Source organism: Pseudoalteromonas sp. GB43 (assembly GCF_054923805.1).
This window is the reverse complement of the sequence record NZ_JBPCHJ010000001.1, coordinates 3,118,221-3,142,296: the sequence shown is the minus strand read 5'-3', so window position 1 is coordinate 3,142,296 and position 24,076 is coordinate 3,118,221. Positions and strand designations below refer to the sequence as shown.

Genomic DNA, 24,076 nt, shown 5'->3' with positions numbered 1-24,076 from the left:
TATTGTTATTCTTCAATTTAACCCATTTTAGGGTAAAAGGTTAAGCGTGGCGCTTAAAATTATCTAAAATAATACCCGTTGCCATTGCTACATTAAGCGATTCTGCTTGGCCATAAGCCGGAATAGTGATTTTATCAGTAACTAAGCTTTCGCAATCAGCACGAATACCATGGGATTCACTGCCCATTAGTAATACGGCATCTTGCTTAAGAGCAGTTTTGTGAATGTTCTCACCTTCTAAAAATGCGCCATACACAGGAAGGTTTAAACTAGGTAAGTAACTGGTTAAATCAGTTTGTGAGACACACACGCGAGCAAATGAACCCATGGTTGCGCTAATAGTTTTCGGATTATAAGCATCCGCACTGTCTGTGCTGGTAACAATATGCTTAATACCATACCAATCAGCAACACGAATAATCGTGCCCAAATTCCCCGGATCCGACACGCCATCAAGGGCTAAAATAAGCCCTGATGTTGGTAATGCTTGCTGACTTGGCATATCAACAACAGCAATGGCGGCGTTGTTACTAACAAGTGTACTGGCTTTAGTTAGGCTGTCTTCGTCTGCTTCAATGACTTGATGGGCTGCAAGCGCTGTTTGATGCGCAGAAATAAATGCTGGGGTCGCAAAAATATGAGCAATACTTAAACCACTGTTTAGTAATTCAAGTACATTTTTTTCGCCTTGAACAAGGTACTGGTTATATTGCTTACGGTATTTCTTTTGACCTAATGCACGAATTAGTTTCAGTTGGTTTTTTGAAATCATAACAGCCTCATAAAATGATGCTTAAGTATATCACCAAGGTCACAGATTCTGTACTCGAAAAACCAAGGGGAAAGTGCCAATTGCTTATTCAATCAGCACTTTTAAGAGACACTAGCTAATTAATAGACATTAACTAATTTTCGTCAGCCACTCATTTAACCATGGCTCAGTAACAGGCCAAGGCTCAAAATCTTCACAGGCATCAATTTCTAAACGATGACCAACAGGTTTTGCCTGTAAATCGCGAAACAGCTCATCAAAACTGCGACCTGCACCACAAAACGTATCGCCATAGCTGCGGTCGCCCATAGCAATAATGCCGTATTGCTTGCCTGTTAACAGTGGGAATTGATCATTTAATTGGCTATATAAAGCGATTAAATTGTCAGGAATATCGCCCTGACCCGTCGTTGAAGTGATCACTAAAATATGTGACGCAGCCAGCATGTCATCAACCGTGCCATTTTCAACTAATTGCGCTTGGTGCTCAGACTTTTCAATGACTTCAATAACTTGTTCGCTTAAACGCTCAGCACCGCCGTAAACACTGCCGACAAAAATACTAATGGTTGCCATAATAATCCTTTTCTTCTGTTGGTCAGCCAAGTTGCTGGCAAATCGTTAACATTGCATCGCCTAATGGCGCTCTAATTGTTATTGGTTGCTTGCTATAAGGGTGCACAAACTTTAATTCAGAGGCAAATAACATTAAACGACGAAGCTGAAAATGCTCTCTAAAAAATTGATTATGCTGATTATCACCATGATTTACATCACCAATAATTGGCAATGATAAATGTTTTAAATGACGACGAATTTGATGTTTGCGGCCAGTTTTTGGAAAACATTCCACCAGCGAGTAACGAACTGTTGGGTATTTACCAATTGGAATAGGCAAGCTTGCTTGGTGCAGGCAATGAAATTGCGTTTGTGCTTCTTGCGGTGCTTTATTTTGATCAGCAAACTTATCGGCAATTTTATCAAGCTCTTCTTTTAAAGGTTTATCTAAGAAGATTGATTCGTTTAAAAAGCCTCTTACTAAAGCTAAATAACGCTTTTCAATTTGCCCATCAATAAATAACTGATTCATATCACGGGCTGCTTCTGAACTTAACGCAAACAGTAATACGCCTGACGTTGGTCTATCTAAACGATGTACAGGAAACACGTGTTGACCAATTTGGTCACGCAGCATTTGCATCGCAAATTGGGTTTCGTGTTTGTCTAAAAACGAACGGTGAACCAATAAACCGGATGGTTTATCAATCGCAATGTAATTTTCATCGCGGTACAGAATCGTTAACTCATCAAATTGTGGCTTAACACTCTCTTGCATCTTAGTCATCACTCAAAAGTTGATCGAGTTTTTGTAAAACGTTAATCACATCATTACCGCCGTTGTGTTGTGCCAACATCATTTCAGCCATAGGTGCAATTGCAAAATTACGGGGTAAAGGCTGGGCATGTGCAATGAGGGTATGCATTTTTTCAAGAAAAACAAATTGCAGCCATTGCTCAAAAGCCATGGTGTCATGACAAAACGGTACACCAGAATTGAGTGCACTTGGGTCAATCGGTGTTGTTTGCCAAAGTGAATGGCGTTGTAATGTGGATTCTAATTCGCGCAGCAGCGCCAAAGTCTGTTGATGCATTGTAAAACTCTTAATACCTTTGTGCTTAGTATACCCTGTTCCAAGGCGCCATGGTATGGCGTATAATTCGCGGCTGATATAGATTAATTACGGTAATTGAGATTTTATGACTGAGCAGATCGCCACTTTAGGGCAACTTCTGGATGCAGCAGGTACCACTTGGCGTGCCTTCGATATTGGCAGACACATCACGAAATTAGACAAAAAACAATTTCTTGCCATTGAAGAAACAAAAATCCCTTACCCATACCCGCTTGCTGGTCATGCTTGGCTTGCTATTCAATTTTGGGATGTAAAAGCGTCTAAAGAACCTTATGTATGGTTTTTAAAATTCCCACTAGATGAGCAAAGCCGTCTTGTAAGCGCAAGCCGTGATCACTTCGCAAATATGGTAATTGAAGCGCTTGGTACAGAAATTACCGGTGAAAATGCCGAAGGCAAATTAGACAACAACCCGTATGTATTTACGCCAAACGCCAACAAGTTAGCGGCATTTAATGCACAGGTTAAATGTTTGCTTAAACAAAGTGCTTCACAGTATTACGAATATGCGCAGCTGTATTTTTCAGGCAAACTGGGATTTGATAATTGGCAAAGTGTTGCAGTACAAGGTATTGCAGACTTTGCGATGCGTTTAGATAACGACAACAATTTAGCAAATCTACAAGCCGCTTGGGGGCAATTACCAGTCGAAGTATTACAGCCGCTTAGTGCAATGCTTGAACATGTTGCAATCGAACCTGTGTTTGCAGAACAATTGTTAGCCTATGGTTTAAACGCCATAGAGCATAAAGACGACATCGCCCTTGTAGCAGCCCTCAGAAGCTTATCAAAAACACCAGCACAAGGTTTAACTGCGCAACTTGTAGATGCTGTATTACGCTCTGATATGAACACCCAGTCAGATGTACTATTAACGATTGCAGGGCGTTGTTTTAGCACGCTTGAAGACCCAGAACGCTTACATGTGTTTATGGATTGCTGTGCACACCACACTGAAATTGAACAACTGTTTGTGAGTATTTTCACCGATTTAGTTGCAATTCCTAGTATTCGCCCTCACCTACTAGGTTTATTAAGAAAAGAAAATCGTAGCGAAACTCTCGCTCGCGCAATTGGAAGGTTATTCTCGTAAATGGCAGGCTTGTGGACACTCATCATCATTGGCAGCATCATCTATTTTTTTTGGTTAAACAGAAAAGTAGCCGAAGCAGCTAATCTTCATGCACAAAGACAAATTGAGCAATTAAATGTGCAATTGATGAGTGTTGCTTGCAATAAACGCCGACTTGGTATTTTAAAAAGCGGAAAACCAGGTATCAAAAGCGAATTTATTTTTGAGTTTTCAAGTGATGGACAAAACGTGTATCAAGGCGTTTTGATCATGGAAAATGAATTACTTAAAAGTGTCGTAATACCGCCACATAAGATTTAAGTTGCGAGTTGCGAGTTGCGAGTTGCGAGTTGCGAGTTGCGAGTTGCGAGTTGCGAGTTGCGAGTTGCGAGTTGCGAGTTATACAAGAATAATTGCAAGTGCGAGAAGTGCAACCTCCAGAAAGAACTAAGGCGTAGCTATTAGCCACGCCCCAATCTTGCTACTTCCATGATTAAGTATCCTTACTTATGCCGAAGCTGCCTTTTTATCTTTCCCCTGAACGGGTATACATCCGATACACCCACCATGCTACCTCATGTAACATTTAACACATCCTAGTGCCGTCCTCTTGCCGTCAATGGCTATCCACTTCGTTTTCCAAACGCTCCTTTAGCTTCCTGCTAAAATCATCCTTTGGTCAGTCCTTTTCAATCGCTCCGCGATTGTACTGCATCCTGGCAGTGTCCTCGTTCTTCCTTGCTTCCCTAGCTCTTGTCCTTTTGCTTCCTGCTAAGCATCTTGCTTTGTTGCCATAATCCTAATCCTTGGCATCAGTTCATTCATTGAACCTGCGTCTTCTTGACATGATTAAGTTTAGAGAAATGCGGGTATCTTGGTAGGCATAAAAAGTAATTTTTTCTAAGTCACAAAAATGACAAAAATAATAAATCCTTTAAAATCATTACAATAAGCAATTATGGGTACAAATTTAAAGGCATTAAACTGATAAAACGCACAGCAATGTGAGACTTATCGCACATTGCTATTTCCAAAACGTCCTTTGCTTAATTTGCAGCTTTGAACATCAAGTCACCTTCAACTTGGTTAAAGCTCAAGGCTTTGAACACCTCAAACCCTTCAGAGCTAAAGAATTCACGCTGTTCAGAGCGGGTAACAAATACAGCTAAACCACTTGCTTGATTGCTTGACTCAACTAAATCATCAAGCCCTCGTAGCAGATATCTGCCTAAACCTTGCCCCTGAAAATGTGGGTCAACGGCTATAAAGGCTAAAAACAGATAATGACCTTGCTTGAAAGCGCTTCGCGAATAGTACGCTCTTTTTCTATAAGCTGATTGGTTTGCAAGTAACCTGCACTGAGCATCAGTTTTAAGCGCCAATGCCAGTATCGCTCAGCTTGTAGTTCACTTGCCGAATCAAATACACAGGCAATGGCTTTTAATCTACTTTGTGAGTAAAGACCTATTAGAGGCTGTTTTTCTTGCCAGAAACTTGCTAGCTCTTCACGTACTAAAGCACGTAATTTAGTTTCATATTTACTTGGGTTATCTTGTTGAAAACCTAATACATTCTGAAGAACGGGATCATCATGATAGGCTTGATAAATAAGGCTTGCGGCAGTGCTGATATCTTCAGCACTCAGGTATTGCACACTTAAGGTTTCGGGTTCAGCAACTGTCAAAATACTCATCCTTTTATTTGTTTTATTATTTTCGTACTAGACTATAAGGTATATACCCAACGGTGATTAAAGACAAATTCAGCGTAAGTTAAACTGCGGTTCATCATCATTAAGTTCAAGCAGTAATAATTATCGCCATACACAAGGAGCAGAACTATGGATACGACAAAACATGATATTTCGACCCTATTTGCACAACTTGGTTTACCGAGCAAAGAAAGTGAAATAGATGCTTTTATAGCATCTCATCAACTGTCTGATACAACCCTATTGCAGGAAGCGCCTTTTTGGGATGAAGCTCAGCAACACTTTTTAGCAGAATCACTTGCAGAAGATGGTGCTTGGAGCGAGGTGATTGATGAATTAGACGCAAGGTTACGCCAGTAACGCCTGCGAGCTAATTAACAAGCTTAAATAACATTCTTTTAGCTCGTTAATTAGGAAAGTAATTTCACTCCACATCTATTATTGCTACCATACGCGCGCACTGCAGCCCATATACTGCGGTGCTTTTTAGTCTTTATAAAAGAGTTTATACAAAAATGAATGCCGTTGTATTTGATGCAATTAAAACCCTTCTTGATGAAGGTAAAACCCCAACAGTTGCCTTAACTAAAAGTAAGTTAACCCAACCTATGCCGATGCCTGTGATCATCGCTGCGGTTAGCCAATATAAAAACAACCCGGATTCAATTAATAATTTCATCAATAACCCGTCAAATGAACAACTGAGTACACCAAAAGAAAGCCAATTGGATCGTATTGAAGCTAAATTAGATAGGTTATTAGCACTGCTTGAGAAAAAATAATGTTTGTTGTCGATCTGACTTTTGATTGCTACCAAGATACTACCCTAGAGCTTGCTGAGCAGGCGATAAACCGCCTAGTGAATGCGCTTCGTTTTAACGGCCAAATAATTGGTGATGAATTTCCAACGGTTTTAAAAGATGGATTTTTCATTACTCGTGTAATGTGCCCAACCGAAGATGCGATGCATCCGCTCAACCATAGCCCGTTTGTAAAACATAGCATTGAGCAATTAAACACTGCAGGCTTACTGGCACCAAAAGTTAAAGTGGTCGGCCAAGACATTCACTCAAATGGCGCAGACATGTGTCATGATCCGTCGTGCTATATTTTGTATACCACGTACGTGCACACCTGTAGCCCGCTTTATTGTGGTGATGACTTTTTGCCTGTGCCGTTATTTCGCATTCCAGCCATTGCCAATGGCGATTACAAAACACTCATTAAATGGCAAGAAGACTGGCAAGCGTGCGATCAAATTCAGATCAATGGTGCAACCCGTTGTGAATTTCCTGCGCTTGAAGAGCTAACTAGCATCAAGAGTGACTTATACCGCCGTGGTCGTGATATCACGAAACGTATTAGTTTTCTAACCAAGAAGCCGGTTTATTACTATTTATACCGTGTAGGCGGCGTTGATAAAGAGTCAGAGCTTAAACGTCGTTGCCCAAGCTGCGATGGCGAGTGGAAATTACCAGAACCATGGTTTGGCTTATTTGATTTTCGTTGCGAGCCCTGTGGCATTGTTTCGAATATTTCGTGGGACTTTCAATAATTTAATAAAGGCAATAATACACGAAAGGGGCAACCGCCCCTTTTTACTTTTTAAGCTTACACCGTTACTTTGTCTAAAAACTCACTGATGCTTTTCGCTAGCACATGATGTGGTTTTTTACCCACATACTCTAAGCAAACCTCACCGCTTTCGACTAATACAGTGATCAGCAGATCATCTTGCTCTGTAAGACCAATAAATACGGTTTCTGGCTGCTTTAGCTTGCGCTTCATTAATACGTGACCGGTAATATTTTGCTGTAAGCGGCTAAAATCATCTTCATTCCATGCTTGTAGCAGTTCAATGTGATGATCATCAATACTCAATAACAAATTACCCGCATAGACATGACCAAACAATGGGCTTAAATCTTCAGGAAACGATAACTCTAGTGCCTTGGCTAAGTCTTCTAAACTGCCAGCAAGTTGTTGTGGAACTGCACACCACTGAATGAGCCCCTGCTCATCTACTTCGCCCTGCTCACATGGACTTGGTCATGCTGTATCATGTTCAATAACAGGAAGCTTTCCTGTACGTTCGAGGCATTTTTCACTAAATGCTTGATGTAACTTATCTAGTTTTATAGAAACAGACATACTGCGAAACTCATTGGCTTTAGGTATAATGCCGCCATTGTAACTACAAAAGTGTAAAGATGACAGATTACAGCAACTCACCCGAACTGAAAAACAGTGTTCTTGGTAAAAGCACAGAGTATGTAGATACCTACACACCCAGTTTACTGTTTCCTATTGCCCGTAAATTAAACCGTGATGCATTAGGTGTTAGCGAAGATAACTTACCGTTTAAAGGTCAAGATATTTGGACTGGCTATGAATTATCGTGGCTAAATAGCAAGGGTAAGCCAATGGTCGCTGTGGCAACGTTTGTATTTCCTTGTCAAAGCAGTCACATCATTGAGTCAAAGTCATTCAAATTGTACCTAAACAGCTTTAATCAAACACGTTTTGAGACGCCGGATGACGTACATCAAGCACTGAGCAAAGACTTATCCGATGCGGTAAATGCACCGGTGATCGTTACTTTATACCAAGCTGATGATTTCAATTGTTTGCCATTTTCAGCGTTACCGGGCGAATGTATTGATGATCTGGATATCGAAATCACTAGCTATGATATTGATGCCAGCTCACTTCGCCATAATGGTGATGAGATTGTCTCAGAAACCCTACATAGTCACTTACTAAAATCGAACTGTTTGATCACCTCACAGCCTGATTGGGCGAGTGTGATTATTCGTTATAAACGCCAAGCGATTTGCCATGAAGCCTTATTAAAATATTTAATTTCGTTTAGAACTCACAACGAATTTCATGAACAATGTGTGGAGCGTATTTACTGCGATTTAATGCAGCAGTTAAACCTCGAAGAGCTTGAAGTGTATGCCCGTTATACACGCCGTGGCGGTTTAGATATCAACCCTTATCGCTCAACGAATCAAGATGAAACACCTTTCAAGGTAAAAATTAATCGCCAATAACTTTGGTGGCAATAAAAAACCGAGTTGTGAAACTCGGTTTTTTATTGCCTGAAGATTCGTTACAGGTAATTACTCGTCTTTAAAAATACCCACATACGTTGGTGATGTATTCGATTTACTCGCACGATACATACCAGCGGTGTTAAACGGCAAACTGATGTTACCTTTAGCATCAATGATGATCACACCACCAGTTCCCCCTACAGGCATTAATACATCGTGGATCACTTCGTTACCTGCTTCCACAATGGTTTTACCTTGGTATTTTACGCGAGCACAAATATCAGCTGCCACATTGTAGCGAATAAAATACTCACCATGACCTGTCGCAGATACTGCACATGATTCATTTTCAGCAAAGGTTCCTGCACCAATCACAGGTGAATCACCCACACGACCAAAACGTTTTGCTGTCATACCACCTGTAGAGGTACCTGCGGCGATATTACCGTTTTTATCAAGTGCAACCGCTCCAACAGTGCCCATTTTGTAATTAACTGGCAGGGCTTTGTGTGCAGCTTGGTAGTCTTTGCTGGTGACTTTTTGTTTATCGAGCTTTTCTTTTGCTTTTAATAACGCTTTGTAGCGATTTTCAGTATCGAAAAGGTTGTTTTCAACCAGCGGCATACCTTGAGTTTTTGCAAACTCTTCGGCACCTTGACCGCTGAGCATAACATGCACTGATTTTTCCATCACTAAGCGCGCCAAGTTAATTGGGTTTTCAATGTGCTTAACCCCAGCAACAGCTCCTGCTTGGCGTGTACGACCATCCATAATCGATGCGTCAAGCTCATGTGCACCGTCATAAGTATATACAGCACCGCGACCAGCGTTGAAATACGGCGAGTTCTCAAGCACATTAATTGCCGCAGTAATGGCATCTAGGCTCTCACCGCCTTTTTCGAGCACAGCATAGCCTGTTTCAACGGCTTCTTTTAGTTTTGCACGGTAAGCTTTTTCTTGCTCTGGCGTGAAGCGGCTTTTTTCAATTGTTCCAGCACCACCATGAATAGCAATAGCGAAAGGTTGATCACTACTATGGCTGAAAGTACTAAATGATAATGCGCTAAGCGCAATGGCTGAGGTGAGTAATGTTTTTAACATAGGGGCACTTATATTTATTTTAGTTTGTAAGCCCAATGTGAATAATTCGTCGCTGGTTTTCAAGCTTTAACAGACGAAAGAAACAAAAAAAGCGCCTAATGGCGCTTTTTTTCAGCAGTTTAAAATTAAGCTTGAGCTGCTTTTAAACGTGCTAAACGTGCTACTTGGTGAGTAGACGTTAAGAAAGAGTAGATTGGTGCTAAATAGCCACGCTTACGAAGGTCTAAGAACTCTTCATCACCTAGTGAGTTAAGTTTTTTCTCGTCAACAAGGTAGATACCGTTGATGTCTTTTTTCTCACCTTTGATTTCTACAGTTAGCGTTTGAGCTACTAGTAGTTCTTTGTCTGCAAGGTACTTAGTGAATGCTTCAGTTACCTGAGAGAACTCGATGAAAGAAACAAGTGCTTCTTTACGACGCTTAAGGTATTCAGTTTCTTCACCGTTTTCGAAAAGTGCATTACCTGTTTCTTCGCTTACAAGTGGGCTTGCTTCGTCGATTACGATACCAAATTGGTCAGCTTCTGGATGCTTAACAAGACCAAGTGGGTAACGAGTCATAGACATAGGCGCAAATGCTGCTGTCCATTTGCCGTCTTGAATGAAAAGGTTTTCGCCAGGCTCTAGACCAAATAAAGCAACTGCTTGAAATTTACCTGATTCGTTGTTTTTAACAAATGCCATTGGGAATTCATTTGCGATACGTGCAAATTCGTGTGCAACCACAGGTACTAAATGCTGAGTTTTCATGAACTCAATGTTGATGCCATTTTGAATTTTAGTGTTGGCATGTTTTTCGTTATGTAAAGGCTGTACTTGTTGCTCCGCCATGATACTGCTCCGTTAATTTTATAATATGTTTTTGCTGTTAGTGCCCAAAGCCTATAGGTTTTGGCAACAAAAAGGAAGTGAAAATTTTGTGGCAGTTTGTACATTATAAATTAACAAATTTACCCATGTTGCTAATTAACCTTAAGTGATGAAAAAACAAGCTGCAATCAAGTAAATATTATCACGCATAAGCCACTATTTTTGTTAGTATATTCAACAAACACGGAATGACTGAGGCAAATAATGGAAGGCTATCGATTAAATAAAGACTATAAAGTAAGCCAAGTATTTATTGGTGAAATTAATGAAACCGTTATTATTGTTGATGACTTTTTGCACAACCTTGAGCCAGTTTATCAATTTGCCACAGAGACAGCCTACTTCCAGCCTTTTGGCAGCGATGGCACACTCTACCCAGGCACACGAGATGAAATGCCTGCGCCCTACTACCGAGCTTTTGAGCAGCTAGTTAAAGAACTTTTAGAGCAAGGGATCATTACTAGCGGCGAAAATAATTTATATCTTCACCGCTGTAAACTTTCATTAGTGACTCAAAATGCGGATGAATTAAATACCTTGCAGCGTATGCCACATATTGATTCAACGGATGATAAAACATTTGCAGCAGTGCATTATTTGTCAGACAAAGAATGGGGTGGCACAGGCATATATAAATACCTACCTGAGAACATTATTAAAGTGACGGCTGATAACCAAAATAGCGTACATAACATGATTGCTGATACAGAAAAACACAGCGCAACTCATCCAGGCTATTTAAATGAAACAACAGCGCTTTTTGAAAAAGTGGTGGATATTGAAGCGAAGATCAATAGGCTCGTAATTTATAAGAGCAACCTATTGCATAGCGCAGCTCTTTTAAATCACAAAAAGTACTGTAATGATTTAAATAACAGTCGTTTATCTATCTCCTCATTTTTTAGAATCGACTGAGTTGGCTAATACGTATTAGCCAGCTCAGTTAATAAAATTAGTACTTCTGTAAGCCAAATTTCTTTATTTTATCTAACAGTTCTCTGTGCTTAGGTAGCTCGCTTAATAGCTGATTGACGCGCTGCTGTTTAAATTCAGCAACTTGTTGATTGTCGCTCTGCTTAGATTGCTGTTTGGCAGGTACATAATGCATACCAAACAGTACGTATAAGTAGTTTTCTAAGTCGAACAAATCGAACTTACTAGCAAAGTCTTCGCGTACCGGTGTAAAGCGCTGCCAGCGTGCTAGGTTATTTTTTAGTTTTTCTGATAACTGGTCGGTTTTTTTGTTATCACGCCAAAAAGCCGAATCAGTTCTATCCGAAATACAGTAATGCATTTTTATAAAATCAAACGTTTGTTGCCATACATAATTCACCTGCTGATTATAATCATCAGCAACTAAGTTAATGTCTTCTCGGGTACGCGGAAAACGTTTAGCTAATAACCCCGCAGAAAAGTCTGCAATTAAGATGGCAGTTGCTTCAAGAGGCTCAACAAAGCCTTGCGACAACCCGATAGCCACACAGTTTTTGTGCCACATTTTTTCTCTGTGCCCTACTTTCATCGGGATCTTTCGTAGCGTTAAGTGCTCAAATTTATTACCTAAATAATGATGCAATTTAGCGTGCGCTAGCTCATCGCTCATATACTTAGATGAGTAAACAAACCCCACCCCTCTTCGCTCTGTTAGCGCAATATCCCAGATCCAACCGGCTTGGTGTGCCGTGGCAATAGTGTAAGGCGGTATTTCATCATCGCTTTGTGTCGGTACTTGCAATGTGATTGCAGTATCAGTTAATAAACTATCTGACTTATCAACAAAGCCCACCCCTAGTTTTTGCCCAATAAAGGCAGCCGAAAAACCGGAGCAATCAATTATAAAGTCAAATTCTAAGGCGTTAGTTTCTGAGTCAATTAGGTGTGTAATAAAACCTTGCTCATCACAGCTGACATCTTTAATTTCTGCAAACAGGTGTTTTACAGCAAAATGTTGCGTGGCATGGCTTCCTAAGAAAGCAGCAAACTTTTTAGCATCAAAATGATAGGCATAGCCATTGATACCTGCATATTGCGGTGTCGCAATTGTTTTTGGAGCTAAATTATTTTCACAACATGCATGCTGCTTAGAAACAAAGTCTGCGTAATCATTACCGTTACCCTCAGCAAGCCACTGCTGCGTTAACTCCTCACCGAATATATGTGGGTGATCAAATAAATGATGGTAAAAGTTAGCACCATGTTTGTGTTTATCTAGCCAATTTACAAACTTGATTGACTGCTTAAAAGTAACATCACATTCATTGATAAAATCACTTTCACTGATACCAAACTTTTGCAAAGAGTTGCGCATCGAAGGAACAGTACCTTCACCGACACCTATGCTGGCAATATTAGGAGACTCGATTAACGTGATCTCAATGCCACTTTGCAAAAGCGCATGACCCAAATGGTTAGCGGCTAACCAACCTGCTGTTCCACCACCAACAATTGCGATTTTTTTTATCATTTTTACTCGCCCACTTTTTACTCACAAAAAAGCCCAGTGCGAGCTGGGCTTTCTTAATTTCGTTATCTAAATCAAATTAGAAACGTAGTGATACACCTAGCTTGTAGCGTGCTTCACCTTCAAAGCTCCATGCTGGGTAGCCGTTACGAAGCTCAGGTTTAACATCTGCATCACCTGAGGCAGTACCAATTTGAATACTGTCTTCTTCAGTAATGTTAACCGCTTCAAATGTTAAGTCTAGATAGTCTGTTACTGAATACTTAGCCGTTAGGTCAAGTGTACCGTAGTCTTGATGCTCACGGTTACCATAGAAACCTGGTGCTTCACGAACCATGTACTCTGAACGCCAGTTATATGCTAAACGTACGCTGTAGAAATCAGCCTCATAGTAACCAACTAAGTTAACCGTATGCTCTGAAGAGTCAGAGAATAATTCAATACGGTCAGGGAAGTTTTCTGCAGGAGCTTCTGAATCGACGTAAGTATAATTAGCTTGGTAGCCGAAACCATTGTCAAAACCATCTTGAATTTGTAGCTCGATACCTTTAATCTCACCACCTGAGCCCGTCCCCTTAGAAGCTACTGTCCAGTCATCCTTTCCAGTGTTAGGGTCTGTTATACCAATACTTTGATTAGTCACTTCATCTACCTTAGTAAATGATGAGATATCTTTGATGAAGTAAGTAGCACTAACCATGCCGTCACCATCAAAGTAGTATTCAATACCAAAATCAGCTTGTGTTGCTTTGAATGGCTCCAGACCGATATTACCAGTAGTGATAACTTCATTACCATCTACATCATCTTCATAACCCGCTAATGATGAAGATGCAAACATGTCAGTGTAGTTAGCACGTGACATTACTTGCGCTGCTGAGAAACGTAGAATCATATCTTCAGTTAAATCAAATGCCACGTTAACACTTGGTAATACTTCGCTGTAATCAGCTTTATCAGTGCTTAGGCTGTTTGCGTAGTTACCATTCGCATCTAGTGCGAAGTAATCAGATGATGCATCTGTAGAGGTATAACGTAAAACGCAAAGTTACCACGTATGCCTTCAGCAGAAAAATCAGCCATTGCGTAAAGTGAAAAATTCTCTTCATTTACTGTACCATAGCCAGCCTTATAAGCGATTGATGTATTATCAAAACTAGTAATCGCTGCGTAACCATCAGAGAGCATTTGATCAAGGTTAGGTTTAGGTATAGTGAAACCCGCCCCTGAGGATACTGTGCCTGAATAATAATGAGATGCATCGTATGCCGCGATTGAATCAACTAAATTCGCAGTATAAGTCTCTTGTTTAACGTCGTGGTCTGCCCAACGGAAACCTGTTTTGATTGCAGTGATTGCACCAAAATCAACAGGGAATGTTAAATCAAACTGTGCGTATGTTTCTTCATCAGAGTTAGGTTGCTTTTTGAGTGCCCAACCAGCTGAAGATAGTTGCCCTTGGAAGTCATCAGCAGTGAACGACTTATTCGCAATATCAATATCAATTACGTCACCTGTCGCATCATATGTGCCCGCATAGTCTGCAGGAGTACCTAACCAAAAACCATAGTTCGCAGTGAGGTCCGTACCACCTTCTGATTGTGTGTTACCAACTCGGCCTTTAAGCTCAAAATTATCACCAGCGTATTTGAATTCAAAATCAACCGTATCCGAAGTCATTGAACCTGCACGAGCCCACGTTTGTGCCCAGCCTGGGTTTGCACCTTCACCTGAACGACGGTAGAAAGTACACGTACCATCTACATTAACTTGTTCACAAGCTGCATCTTTATCGTCAGGGAATATTAAAAATAGAGAAGTATTTGCGTTATCAGCTGAAAGATCTAGGCTCATAACATTAAGACCTAGCTCTATACTATCAGTTGGGCGATATTGGAAAACGGCATTGATAGCAGTACGTTCACGTTGTTGTTGGAATGTAGAAGGAACAATGTCACCCCAACCTACTAAAGATTCAATACCATTGCGCTGATAATTTGTTTCAGAAAATGCTGCTGAGACTAGTGCACCAAAGGTTTCTTCATCATTTTTCCAGCTATAAAGACCAGAGATTTCAGGATCTGTTTCTTCAGAGATCGTGCCGTAGTCAGCTTTCACACTTCCAAAAAGGGTATTCGCGTCAAGATCTAAAGGCTTACGAGTGTTTACGATTACCGTACCACCGATACCACCTTCGACAAGGTTTGCCTGAGATGATTTATAAACCTCAATACCACCAACCATTTCTGGTGGAAGTAATGTGTAGTTAAAGCTGCGGTCGATTGACTGTTGGTCATACCAACCTGTTGAAGCGACTGAGTGCCCATTCAGTAAAGTACGCGTTAACTGTGCAGATGCACCTCGAATAGACACTTGTTGACCCTGACCAAATGCGCGGTTAACAGCAATACCTGAAATACGGCCAAGTGCTTCACCTACATCGCTATCAGGAAACTTACCGACATCTTCTGCAGAAACAGCATCGACAACGCTGTCAGCAAAGCGCTTAGTATTCATTGAAGCTTCAAGTGAACGGCGAATACCGCGAACTTCAATTACTTCAACATCTTCTTGAACTTTAGTTTCATCTGCTGCGTATGCAGCGCCAGTGAACCCAGCACTCATTACGAGGCCGATATTAACTGCTAATAAGCTTTTCTTAAAATTTTTAGCTAACACAGGATTCCCCTTGAATCATTTTGTTGGTTTTTTTTATCACTTCTGCCCAGTGATGATGACAACGCTGTCATCCAGTAACAAACCATACACTCTAAATTACATTTGTGCTACATCTTTTTGGTTAATTTGTGCAAAAAATTTACAACGAAATAATCAAGTTATTGATATAACTAATATTTAATATTGAGTTTTTAAGAATTGTTACAAATAAACGGCGCAAATATAGCATGAGTGATATTGCAGATGAAAAGACCAAAAGGATGGGTTTTTGAAATTAGCTAAAAATTACATGTATTTTTGTAAGCTTTAGTTTCCATTGGGCATTTATTAATCATAACTAAAAGTTATATAAAACCTGTTATCTAACAATAAATTAGCTTAAAAAACTAACGTGTTTCTAAAAGCACGCTGTCATGTACAAATTATTTTTAACTTTTTCTGGGCAGAATGAGTTAAAGGGAATATTGAGAATAACAATCAATAACAATGACAGCGCTGTCATTTTGATTATATAGAGCCCCTTTGTACTTGTCTAACACTTTATCGGCTATTTAAAGAAAGTGTATTTATTCAATACTGTTTGTTATACCAATTCGCTTAATTAAGTGATCTATTTTGAGGCAATAAAACCTCGTTGATAACAAGGCAAAAATTTCGTTATTTAGTTGTTCTAAACCAGAAATTTTTAACGCCGTTAGCGACAGGTTTAATCCCTCAAAATGATTAAGTATTATTGCGGATTGGTATTCAAGGTGAGTATTTAAAAACAAAAAAGCGAGCATAATAGCTCGCTTTTGACATTGAGTTTAATCGGGCGATTAAGGTGCCCAATAAACTTCAATATTGATATGTGGGTGATTCAATACTGCACGTAAAGGCATGTCAGCAACTGCACCGCCCTCTTTCGCTTGCTTGTAAACAGCGAGTTTTTCTTCACCACTAATTAAAAGCTTCACAACTTTAGAATCTGCAATCGCAGATAAAGTTAACGTCATACGCTCAGTGATTTTACCTGTTACATCGCTTTCAATGGCATTAATTGCACATACTAAATCATCTGTTGCTAGACCGTGTTCAAGACCTTCGGCATGAGGGAAAAGAGAAGCCGTATGACCATCAGGTCCATGCCTAAAATCGTCACATCAAAAGGACGCTTTAATGCTTTGTATGCAGCTTCACATTCAGCTACACCGTTTTGCGCCGTTAATGCGTCATTTTTCATTGTCACGAAATTAGCAGCTGCGCCATGGTTTTGTAATAGCGTGCTTTTGATAAATGCTTCATTACTTTTTTCATGATCAGCATCAACCCAACGCTCATCAACCATAGCAACATCAATGCTTGCCCAATCAAGTTCAAGGTTTGATAAGTGCTTATAAGCAGGTGCTGGCGATGAGCCACCCGATACCATCAATACCGCACGACCATCTTCTTTAATTCCAGCAACAAGGCTTTGTTCAAGGCTTGAAGAAAGTTCAGCTGTTAATTCGTCTTTGTTTGCAAAGAATTTTTCAACTATTGTTGCCATCTTAATTACGCCTTATCGCCTGTGTTAAACCAAACGTGGTTGTTTTCTTCTAAAAGCTCATCTGCATCTTCAGGATCCACGTACCAGCACGGTATAATGATGGTGCACCTTTTTCTTGCCAACGCTCGATGATTGGGTCAATCCATTTCCATGCTTGACGTACTTCATCACGGTGAATAAACAGCGACGGGTTGTTTGCTGCGGCATCTAACATTAAGCGCTTATAAGCATCTGAATGAAAACCATTACTGTACGCTTGCGATAACTCAATGTTCATGGTTACTGGTTCTAATTGCATCTCAAGGTTATCAAGGCGCTTAGACATCAGTGTTAATTGAATTGTTTCTTCTGGTTGCAGACGAATAACAAGACGATTTGGCTCAATGTTACCTACGTTGTCGGTATAAACGTTGTGAGATACTTTTTTGTATTCAACAACGATTTCAGCACAACGCTTTTTCATACGTTTACCAGTACGAAGATAGAAAGGCACGCCAGCCCAGCGCCAGTTATCGATGTGCGCACGAATAGCAACAAAAGTTTCTGTTTTACTCGCACCTTCGTTTAATTCTTCTAAGTAACCTGGGACGATTTTACCGTCTAAGTTACCTGGTACGTACTGACCACGTACAATGTTTGCATCAACATCTTCAGCCACTAACGGACGTAACGACTCAAGTACTTTTAGTTTTTCAGTACGGATGCTGTTTGCGTTTAGTTTATTTGGTGATTCCATTGCCACTAAGCAAAGTAATTGTAGCAAGTGGTTTTGTACCATATCGCGTAATGCACCCGCTTTATCGTAGAAACCAGCGCGGCTTTCTAAGCCTACTGTTTCTGATAAGCTAATTTGGATGTTATCGATTGATTTTGCATCCCACAGGTTTTCAAACAATGAGTTTGAAAAACGTAGTGCCATTAAGTTTTGTACTGTTTCTTTACCTAAGTAATGGTCAATACGGAATACTTGCTCTTCTTTGAAGTATTCAGCAATTTTTGCATTGATTGCTTCAGCAGATTCACCACAGTAACCAATCGGCTTTTCAACAACAACACGAGATGTTTCTGTGATTAGACCTTTCTTTGATAAGATTTCACAGCAGCTACCATACACTGCAGGTGGTAAAGAAAGGTAAAAAACACGAGACTTGTCAGCGTCGTGTTCATCAAGAATATCTCTTAATTTGTCCCAGTCATCATCTGCTTCAGTCACATTTGATACAACTGGCACAAGGTAAGCTGAAAACGCTTTCCAATCTTTTGCGTTGTACTCACCTTTACCTAAAAAGTCTTGTAACGCTTTATGTGCTGTTTCGATGTATTCTTTACGTTTGCTTTCTTCACGTACCGTAGGAAGGATACGAGAACCTTGAGGAAGGTTGCCCTCTTGATAAGCGCGATACATTGCAGGAAGTAACTTACGTAACGCAAGATCACCGCCGCCCCCAAAAATTACGATATCAAATGGATTTAACATATATCACTCTCTACATTGGCAATGCCATGTTCATCCAATTCATGCAATATGGCAGTGCGTGTTGTTATCTGGTTGATGTGGCCTGTTAGACAATATCCTTTAACAAAGCCTGTTGAATTTGTTTGTAAGTAGCTTACTCATTCTTTTTATGTTGGCTGAAGTAAATGAGTCTTAGGGGCTCTGTAAATCCTCTCACAAAAATACAGGCCCTAAGAACTCCAGCGCTACCCGTTCAAAGGTATTCGGTTTGCAGCTAATACTGCGAATCTTTTACTGCTTACGATGTGTCTTATAGTAAGCGATCAGTCCATTGGTTGAACTATCATGTGGATGACTGACTGCATCATCAAATAATTCAGCTTCAATTTTAGAGGCAAGTCCCTTACCTAGCTCTACACCCCATTGGTCAAATGAACAGATTTCTAAAATAATGCCTTGGCAGAAGATCTTGTGCTCATAAAGCGCAATTAATCGTCCTACCGTTTTCGCATCAACTTTATCTAATAACATTGACGTTGTTGGGCGATTGCCTTGGTGAATCTTGTGATTCAATAATTCTGAGATTTCTGCTTCAGATTTACCTTTCGCGGTTAAATCTGCAGTTACTTGCTCTGCATCAACACCGGCCATCATCGCTTCGGTTTGTGCAAAGAAGTTTGATAATAAAATATCATGATGCTTGCCTACATTGACTTGCGGCTCAATTGAAGCAATAAAGTCAGCAGGTACAATTACATTACCTTGGTGTAGACATTGGTAAAAAGCATGTTGACCATTGATACCTGTCATACCCCAAATAATTGGAACCGTCGTGTAAGGAACCGTTTCACCTGCAAAAGTAACATGCTTACCGTTACTTTCCATCTCACCTTGCTGTAAATACGCGGGTAACATGTGTAGTGCTTGATCATACGGTAAAATAGCTTGCGCTGTATAACCTAAAAAGCTAGTGTTCCAAACACTTAAAAGCGCCATTAATAATGGTACGTTATTTTCAAATTCAGCATTTTTAAAATGCTCATCAATTTCAAACGCACCTTCTAGGATCTCTTCGAACGCGTCGAAGCCTAGGTACAGGGCGATTGGTAATCCTATCGCACTCCATAAAGAAAAGCGACCGCCTACCCAATCCCACATTGTGAATACGTTTTCATCAGCGATACCAAAGGCCGCTGTTTTTTCTAAATTGGTGCTTACAGCTACAAAGTGCTTAGCTATGTGCTCTTGCGCTTGTGCCGTTTGTAAAAACCACTCAACAGCCGATTTAGCGTTAGTCATGGTTTCTGAGGTGGTAAACGTTTTTGACGAGATAACAAATAACGTTGTCTCAACGTCTAAACCTTGTAAAACAGATGCAATCTGAACACCATCAACATTTGATACATAGTGAACATTTAATGTGCCATCAGCATAAGCAGCAAGCGCTTCTGTTGCCATTTGTGGGCCTAGATTTGAACCACCGACACCAATTGCAACCACATCTTTTACTGCTTTTCCTGTGTAGCCTAACCACTCACCACTGCGTACCTTACCAACAAAGGCTTTCATTTTAGCAAGCTCAGCGTTAACAGCATCTGTTACGTTTTCGCCATCAACCATTACAGCTGTGTTAGCGCGGTTCCGTAAAGCAGTGTGAAGTACAGCACGGTCTTCAGTAATGTTAATTTTCTCACCACTGAACATTTTTTCGCGCCATGCGCTAATATCACACTCTTTCGCTAAAGCAATTAATTGTTCAAAAACAGTTTTATCAATTTGTTGTTTCGAGTAATCGAATAATACACCCGGGATCTGAGCAGAGAATTGCTCGAAACGCGTGCTATTTTTGGCAAATAAATCTTTAAGATGAATTTGTTTCATCTTCTTGGCACTTTCAGATAGTGCTTGCCAACTAGCTAATTGCGAACGGCTGCTCATATATTTAATCCCCTTCAAAACTTGCAACAAACTGATTCTTAACTATCTTTTTATTATATTGAATAAAGACAGCAATTAAAAACACGGTGTGAAATCAACACTAAGTTAAAATGACAACGCTGTCAATGTTCTACTTTTACATTTTATAGTCGAGATAATAGCGCAATTTTTCTCTTTTGACACCGGTATCATAAAAATTATCTCAATTATTTTACTGCTAATTTGGTAGAACATTAGATACACTAACTAACTTATATTAAATATAGATGTACATATAAGAAAAAGCGTCTGGTGAATACCCGACCGATAATATTATAATACAAATATAACCAACTATAAAGCAACAGTATGAAAGTAACCATTAATGATGTAGCCAAGCTCGCAGGTGTTTCAATGAAAACCGTTTCACGAGTGATTAATAAAGAGCCATCGGTCAGAAAAAAAACGTACGATATAGTGATGGACGCTGTTAACACGTTAAACTATCAACCAAACCTTGCTGCTCGTAACCTAGCAGGCACATCGTCTTTTACTGTTGGTTTAGTTTATGACAACCCGAATGCTTATTATGTCATCGACATGCAAAACGGTGTGTTGTCGCGTTGTAAAGAAGAAGGCTATGAGCTGGTTATTCATCCATGTAACTATCTGGATGGCAACATGGAAGAAGACTTTAAAACCATGATCAAGCGCTCTCGCTTAGCTGGCCTTGTATTAACGCCACCGCTGTCAGAGCAAAATAGCATTATTGATATGCTAGATGAGATGGGCATTCATTATGTTCGCGTACTCTCTGGCCGCCCTACTGAAGAAGACCAAGACACTTGTATCTATGTGAACGATTACGCAGCTGCGTACGAAATCACCGCTCACCTACTGTCGCTTGGCCATAAAAATATTGGTTTTTTATGCGGTGACAAAGAGCATAAATCAACAACTGAACGTTTAGAGGGTTATCAGGCCGCGTTAAAAGATCACAGCATTCCATTGCATGACGCGCTCATCTACGAAGGCCAGTATTCTTTTGAATCAGGTGTAGAAGGCGCAAAAGCATTGTTAGGTGAGAATAACCCGAAAAACATCACAGCCCTACTTGGCGGTAACGATGAAATGGCAGCGGGCGCGTTATTCGCCTCACGCTTAATGGGTATCGAAATTCCACAGCAGCTATCAATTACGGGCTTCGAAGATTCACCGTTCTCGCGTCAGACTTGGCCTAAACTAACCACAGCACATCAGGCGAATGATGTAATTTCGCAGCATGCAGCCCGTTTACTGTTTAGAAAAACCCGTGGTGCACGTAATCAAGATAAAGACATCATCACGACCTTTACCCCTTCATTAGTAGTACGGGAAAGCTCAGGCCCTACAACGGCCTAATTTATACAAGTTACGAAAAAGCCGCTCTATAGCGGCTTTTTTTAATTAAGCGAATTGGTATTGCTTGTTAAAGTAATGCTAAACCACCTTTTAAGTTATAAACATTTTCAAACCCTAACTGCGACAAGTTGTTTGCCGCTTGCTTAGAACGATTACCACTTCGGCAAACCAAAATATAACTATGGTCTTTCTCAAGCTGTCCTTGCACGATAGCGTTTGCCATACGACTGAGTGGAATGTTAATCACTTTGCTCTCAGCAACAGTGAATAACTCTGCTAAATTATTCGCTCCATGCTCATACGGTTCACGTGTATCAATTAGGTAAGTTGCCTTATCATCTAACATTGATTTCGCATCGGTTGCGACTAGCTGTTTCATCGGCGCACTTTCAAGTGTTTCAACATAGCCACATAGAGAATGACTTACAGTATGCTTTTGCTCATCAGCTTGTTGCTTTAATTCAACAAACTCATCATCTGATACTAGCTCACTTAATAGTTGCGCAAGTAACGGCGTCGTTGCTTTTTGCGCATGCCAATCCATAGCAAAACACTGCTGATAATCATGACCAGAACAAATCACCGTTGAATCTTGTATTATCATAGCAAGCTGCTTTAAAGACTGAGCCATTTTCACAGCATCACCACCGCTAATTGCAGTGTTACCTAAGCCGCCTGGTAAGATTAAATCACCACAGAAGCAATAGCTGATGTCACCGCTTTGCGTATCTGATAATAAATAGCTAACACTATCGTCACTGTGACCTGGTGTTGCTACTTTAGTTAAGCGCGCATCGCTTAATTCGATGGTTGCTGAATCTTTTGGCCAGCCAAGTTCGTCTATCTCATTAGCAACATAACGTTCTGCGAGCTCTTTTGATAATAAACAACGGGCCGATAAACGTTCTTGGTGGTTATGGGTATCGATAATCGCTTTTACTGTTAGGCCTTGTGTCGCGACAATTTTCGCCATACGTGGAATAAGCTCAATGATAGGATCAATCACCACAGCGCTTTTATCACTGTCGACATAAAGCCAGCAGCACGCTGCTTGATGGCGAAGTTGTGTTAAGCCAATCGCACACACTTCGTGTTGCGGCGATGTACTATCAGATACCACTAAGCAGTTTGCTTCTAGAATCGGTTTTAAAGAACGTATTTTGTCGCAAGCAAAATCAATCTCTTGTTGGTTAACAGCTGGGCCAAACGACATACGTATCGCGTTTTCACTTTGCCAATCACTGGCTCCCATCGCGTCTAAAACAAAACTACGATTTGCACCTGAGCTGCATGCCGAGCCGCCACTTACACGGATACCCGCAGCATCAAATAAGTCCATCACTTCTTTACTGGTTAATTCGTTCACCGCAAAGTTCAACGTTGTTGGCACCGAATGCTCAAAACTGTGATTGAACGTAATGCTACCAAAGGTGTCTGTTAATGCAGCTAATAATTGCTCGCGAAAAGCATGTAGCTGCTCAATTGGCTTAAAAGTCTGGTTTTGTTTATCAAGCAATAACGAGAACAGCTTATTCAAACCGGCAATGCCCGGTAAATTTTCGGTACCAGATCGCATACCGCTTTCTTGGCCGCCACCAGCAATAAATGGCGTATATGCACTGCCTTTACGAATATAAAGTACACCAATGCCTTTAGGCGCATACAATTTATGGCCAGAAAATGGGGCGTAATCAATGGTTGTTTGGCTTAGTGCTAAGTTGGTTTTGCCTAATGCTTGTACACAGTCAACCATCCAAGCCACATTATTGTTTTCACTACGAATAACTTGCTCAATAGCGCTTAAATCTTGGAATATACCGGTTTCGTTGTTTACTGCCATAGTACAAATCATCAGTGCATTCGCAGCATGTTTACGAATAAACTCATGATCTAAAATACCGTTTTTATCTACTGGAATAGCTAATACCTGCGCGTTGATATCAAGTACACTGTTCCAATGTTTTAGGGTATTTGGCACCGCTTTATGCTCTGTTGCCCCATAAAGTAATACCGGATTCTCGATTTGATGATTTTTTGCAGCAATAAGCGTTGAAACAACCGCCGTTTGAATACCTTCTGTTGCACCCGAGGTAAATAAAATATCGCCGTCGGTAGCGCCAATGACTTCACGTGCTTTGTTACGTGTTTGTTCTAATAAGTGTTTTGCTTGAATACCCGTAATATGAGAGCTTGATGGATTACCAAAACAGACTTGCATCGTGTGCGAAACCACATCGGCAATTTCAGGAAGTACAGGAGTCGTTGCATTCGCATCTAAATAAATTTGCTGATTAGCATCGTCAGGAAGGTAAAAATTTGCCATGAAAAACGCACCATATTACTAAAAGATATATCT

17 protein-coding genes and 5 pseudogenes are annotated in these 24,076 nt (G+C 40.4%); 8 read left to right on the top strand and 14 right to left on the bottom strand.

Going from position 1 to position 24,076, the window contains the following annotated elements:
• Positions 1-40 precede the first annotated feature (40 nt).
• The 4 genes from ACRWSG_RS14960 to ACRWSG_RS14945 form a co-directional block, all read right to left on the bottom strand.
• Complete coding sequence (locus ACRWSG_RS14960) at positions 41-772, bottom strand: RNA methyltransferase (protein WP_194442717.1); 732 nt, start codon at positions 770-772, stop codon at positions 41-43.
• Positions 773-901: 129 nt separating this feature from the next.
• On the bottom strand, positions 902-1,348 hold the full coding sequence (locus tag ACRWSG_RS14955; protein ID WP_105175164.1) for a flavodoxin: 447 nt from the start codon (positions 1,346-1,348) through the stop codon (positions 902-904).
• A 22-nt stretch (positions 1,349-1,370) separates the two neighbouring features.
• Positions 1,371-2,108 carry a tRNA pseudouridine(65) synthase TruC gene (gene truC / locus ACRWSG_RS14950; RefSeq protein WP_462166619.1) on the bottom strand — a complete coding sequence of 246 codons (738 nt, stop codon included), beginning with the start codon at positions 2,106-2,108 and terminating at the stop codon, positions 1,371-1,373.
• 1 nt (position 2,109) lies between these two features.
• Complete coding sequence (locus ACRWSG_RS14945; RefSeq protein WP_187490492.1) at positions 2,110-2,424, bottom strand: YqcC family protein; 315 nt, start codon at positions 2,422-2,424, stop codon at positions 2,110-2,112.
• Positions 2,425-2,530: 106 nt separating this feature from the next.
• Here ACRWSG_RS14945 and ACRWSG_RS14940 point away from each other — a divergent pair, with 106 nt between their 5' ends.
• On the top strand, positions 2,531-3,559 hold the full coding sequence (locus ACRWSG_RS14940; RefSeq protein WP_194442714.1) for a DUF3549 family protein: 1,029 nt from the start codon (positions 2,531-2,533) through the stop codon (positions 3,557-3,559).
• Complete coding sequence (locus tag ACRWSG_RS14935; protein ID WP_054553721.1) at positions 3,560-3,859, top strand: DUF3301 domain-containing protein; 300 nt, start codon at positions 3,560-3,562, stop codon at positions 3,857-3,859.
• Between the two features lie 725 nt (positions 3,860-4,584).
• On the opposite strand, the pseudogene ACRWSG_RS14930 reads toward ACRWSG_RS14935, so the two are convergent.
• A pseudogene (locus ACRWSG_RS14930) lies at positions 4,585-5,231 on the bottom strand (GNAT family N-acetyltransferase).
• A 147-nt stretch (positions 5,232-5,378) separates the two neighbouring features.
• On the opposite strand from ACRWSG_RS14930, the gene ACRWSG_RS14925 reads away from it, so the two are divergent.
• From ACRWSG_RS14925 to ACRWSG_RS14915, 3 genes are all read left to right on the top strand, one after another.
• Complete coding sequence (locus ACRWSG_RS14925) at positions 5,379-5,609, top strand: DUF2789 domain-containing protein (RefSeq protein WP_036969581.1); 231 nt, start codon at positions 5,379-5,381, stop codon at positions 5,607-5,609.
• Between the two features lie 155 nt (positions 5,610-5,764).
• Entirely contained in the window at positions 5,765-6,031 is a 267-nt protein-coding gene (locus ACRWSG_RS14920) for a hypothetical protein (RefSeq protein ID WP_054553723.1), read from the top strand.
• Complete coding sequence (locus ACRWSG_RS14915; protein ID WP_054553724.1) at positions 6,031-6,804, top strand: Zn-ribbon-containing protein; 774 nt, start codon at positions 6,031-6,033, stop codon at positions 6,802-6,804. Before ACRWSG_RS14920 ends, ACRWSG_RS14915 begins: the two co-directional genes overlap by 1 nt.
• 56 nt (positions 6,805-6,860) lie before the next feature.
• Here ACRWSG_RS14915 and syd read toward each other — a convergent pair.
• A pseudogene (gene syd / locus ACRWSG_RS14910) lies at positions 6,861-7,400 on the bottom strand (SecY-interacting protein).
• A gap of 59 nt (positions 7,401-7,459) precedes the next feature.
• On the opposite strand from syd, the gene queF reads away from it, so the two are divergent.
• Positions 7,460-8,305: an NADPH-dependent 7-cyano-7-deazaguanine reductase QueF gene (queF, locus tag ACRWSG_RS14905; protein WP_462166617.1), complete on the top strand. Its 846-nt coding sequence runs from the start codon at positions 7,460-7,462 to the stop codon at positions 8,303-8,305.
• 69 nt (positions 8,306-8,374) lie between these two features.
• Here the strand turns inward: queF and ACRWSG_RS14900 are convergent, their stop codons facing one another.
• Both ACRWSG_RS14900 and ACRWSG_RS14895 read right to left on the bottom strand, forming a co-directional pair.
• A complete protein-coding gene (locus ACRWSG_RS14900) occupies positions 8,375-9,409 on the bottom strand; it encodes an isoaspartyl peptidase/L-asparaginase family protein (RefSeq protein WP_054553772.1) in 1,035 nt (344 codons plus the stop codon).
• A 125-nt stretch (positions 9,410-9,534) separates the two neighbouring features.
• Positions 9,535-10,239, bottom strand: coding sequence for a SapC family protein (locus tag ACRWSG_RS14895; protein ID WP_138599996.1), 705 nt, complete (start codon positions 10,237-10,239; stop codon positions 9,535-9,537).
• Positions 10,240-10,482: 243 nt separating this feature from the next.
• Between ACRWSG_RS14895 and ACRWSG_RS14890 the strand changes: the two genes are divergently transcribed.
• The gene (locus ACRWSG_RS14890) at positions 10,483-11,193 is read left to right on the top strand and encodes a DUF6445 family protein (RefSeq protein WP_462166615.1); all 711 of its coding nucleotides are present in this window, start codon (positions 10,483-10,485) and stop codon (positions 11,191-11,193) included.
• A 37-nt stretch (positions 11,194-11,230) separates the two neighbouring features.
• Here the strand turns inward: ACRWSG_RS14890 and ACRWSG_RS14885 are convergent, their stop codons facing one another.
• The 5 genes and pseudogenes from ACRWSG_RS14885 to pgi all read right to left on the bottom strand — a co-directional run bounded on the left by ACRWSG_RS14885 (position 11,231) and on the right by pgi (position 20,340).
• Positions 11,231-12,742, bottom strand: a complete 1,512-nt coding sequence (locus tag ACRWSG_RS14885; RefSeq protein WP_462166614.1) for a tryptophan halogenase family protein — start codon at positions 12,740-12,742, stop codon at positions 11,231-11,233.
• Positions 12,743-12,818: 76 nt separating this feature from the next.
• Positions 12,819-15,418: pseudogene (locus ACRWSG_RS14880) on the bottom strand (TonB-dependent receptor).
• Between the two features lie 818 nt (positions 15,419-16,236).
• Positions 16,237-16,946: pseudogene (gene pgl / locus ACRWSG_RS14875) on the bottom strand (6-phosphogluconolactonase).
• A 5-nt stretch (positions 16,947-16,951) separates the two neighbouring features.
• Positions 16,952-18,423, bottom strand: a pseudogene (gene zwf, locus ACRWSG_RS14870) (glucose-6-phosphate dehydrogenase).
• A 270-nt stretch (positions 18,424-18,693) separates the two neighbouring features.
• Positions 18,694-20,340 (bottom strand): glucose-6-phosphate isomerase, encoded by a 1,647-nt coding sequence (gene pgi / locus ACRWSG_RS14865; protein WP_138600001.1) that lies wholly within the window; start codon positions 20,338-20,340, stop codon positions 18,694-18,696.
• 348 nt (positions 20,341-20,688) lie between these two features.
• Between pgi and ACRWSG_RS14860 the strand changes: the two genes are divergently transcribed.
• The gene (locus ACRWSG_RS14860; protein WP_138600002.1) at positions 20,689-21,720 is read left to right on the top strand and encodes a LacI family DNA-binding transcriptional regulator; all 1,032 of its coding nucleotides are present in this window, start codon (positions 20,689-20,691) and stop codon (positions 21,718-21,720) included.
• A 67-nt stretch (positions 21,721-21,787) separates the two neighbouring features.
• Here the strand turns inward: ACRWSG_RS14860 and ACRWSG_RS14855 are convergent, their stop codons facing one another.
• On the bottom strand, positions 21,788-24,043 hold the full coding sequence (locus ACRWSG_RS14855) for an aminotransferase class V-fold PLP-dependent enzyme (RefSeq protein WP_462166613.1): 2,256 nt from the start codon (positions 24,041-24,043) through the stop codon (positions 21,788-21,790).
• Positions 24,044-24,076: the final 33 nt, after the last annotated feature.

Coding starts and splice junctions, on each gene's coding strand:
- ACRWSG_RS14960 (WP_194442717.1), bottom strand. CDS start 772: ATGATTTCAAAAAACCAACTGAAACTAATTCGTGCATTAGGTCAAAAG.
- ACRWSG_RS14890 (WP_462166615.1), top strand. CDS start 10,483: ATGGAAGGCTATCGATTAAATAAAGACTATAAAGTAAGCCAAGTATTT.
- truC (WP_462166619.1), bottom strand. CDS start 2,108: ATGCAAGAGAGTGTTAAGCCACAATTTGATGAGTTAACGATTCTGTAC.
- ACRWSG_RS14945 (WP_187490492.1), bottom strand. CDS start 2,424: ATGCATCAACAGACTTTGGCGCTGCTGCGCGAATTAGAATCCACATTA.
- ACRWSG_RS14955 (WP_105175164.1), bottom strand. CDS start 1,348: ATGGCAACCATTAGTATTTTTGTCGGCAGTGTTTACGGCGGTGCTGAG.
- ACRWSG_RS14885 (WP_462166614.1), bottom strand. CDS start 12,742: ATGATAAAAAAAATCGCAATTGTTGGTGGTGGAACAGCAGGTTGGTTA.
- ACRWSG_RS14925 (WP_036969581.1), top strand. CDS start 5,379: ATGGATACGACAAAACATGATATTTCGACCCTATTTGCACAACTTGGT.
- ACRWSG_RS14900 (WP_054553772.1), bottom strand. CDS start 9,409: ATGTTAAAAACATTACTCACCTCAGCCATTGCGCTTAGCGCATTATCA.
- pgi (WP_138600001.1), bottom strand. CDS start 20,340: ATGAGCAGCCGTTCGCAATTAGCTAGTTGGCAAGCACTATCTGAAAGT.
- ACRWSG_RS14935 (WP_054553721.1), top strand. CDS start 3,560: ATGGCAGGCTTGTGGACACTCATCATCATTGGCAGCATCATCTATTTT.
- ACRWSG_RS14855 (WP_462166613.1), bottom strand. CDS start 24,043: ATGGCAAATTTTTACCTTCCTGACGATGCTAATCAGCAAATTTATTTA.
- ACRWSG_RS14915 (WP_054553724.1), top strand. CDS start 6,031: ATGTTTGTTGTCGATCTGACTTTTGATTGCTACCAAGATACTACCCTA.
- ACRWSG_RS14895 (WP_138599996.1), bottom strand. CDS start 10,239: ATGGCGGAGCAACAAGTACAGCCTTTACATAACGAAAAACATGCCAAC.
- ACRWSG_RS14940 (WP_194442714.1), top strand. CDS start 2,531: ATGACTGAGCAGATCGCCACTTTAGGGCAACTTCTGGATGCAGCAGGT.
- queF (WP_462166617.1), top strand. CDS start 7,460: ATGACAGATTACAGCAACTCACCCGAACTGAAAAACAGTGTTCTTGGT.
- ACRWSG_RS14920 (WP_054553723.1), top strand. CDS start 5,765: ATGAATGCCGTTGTATTTGATGCAATTAAAACCCTTCTTGATGAAGGT.
- ACRWSG_RS14860 (WP_138600002.1), top strand. CDS start 20,689: ATGAAAGTAACCATTAATGATGTAGCCAAGCTCGCAGGTGTTTCAATG.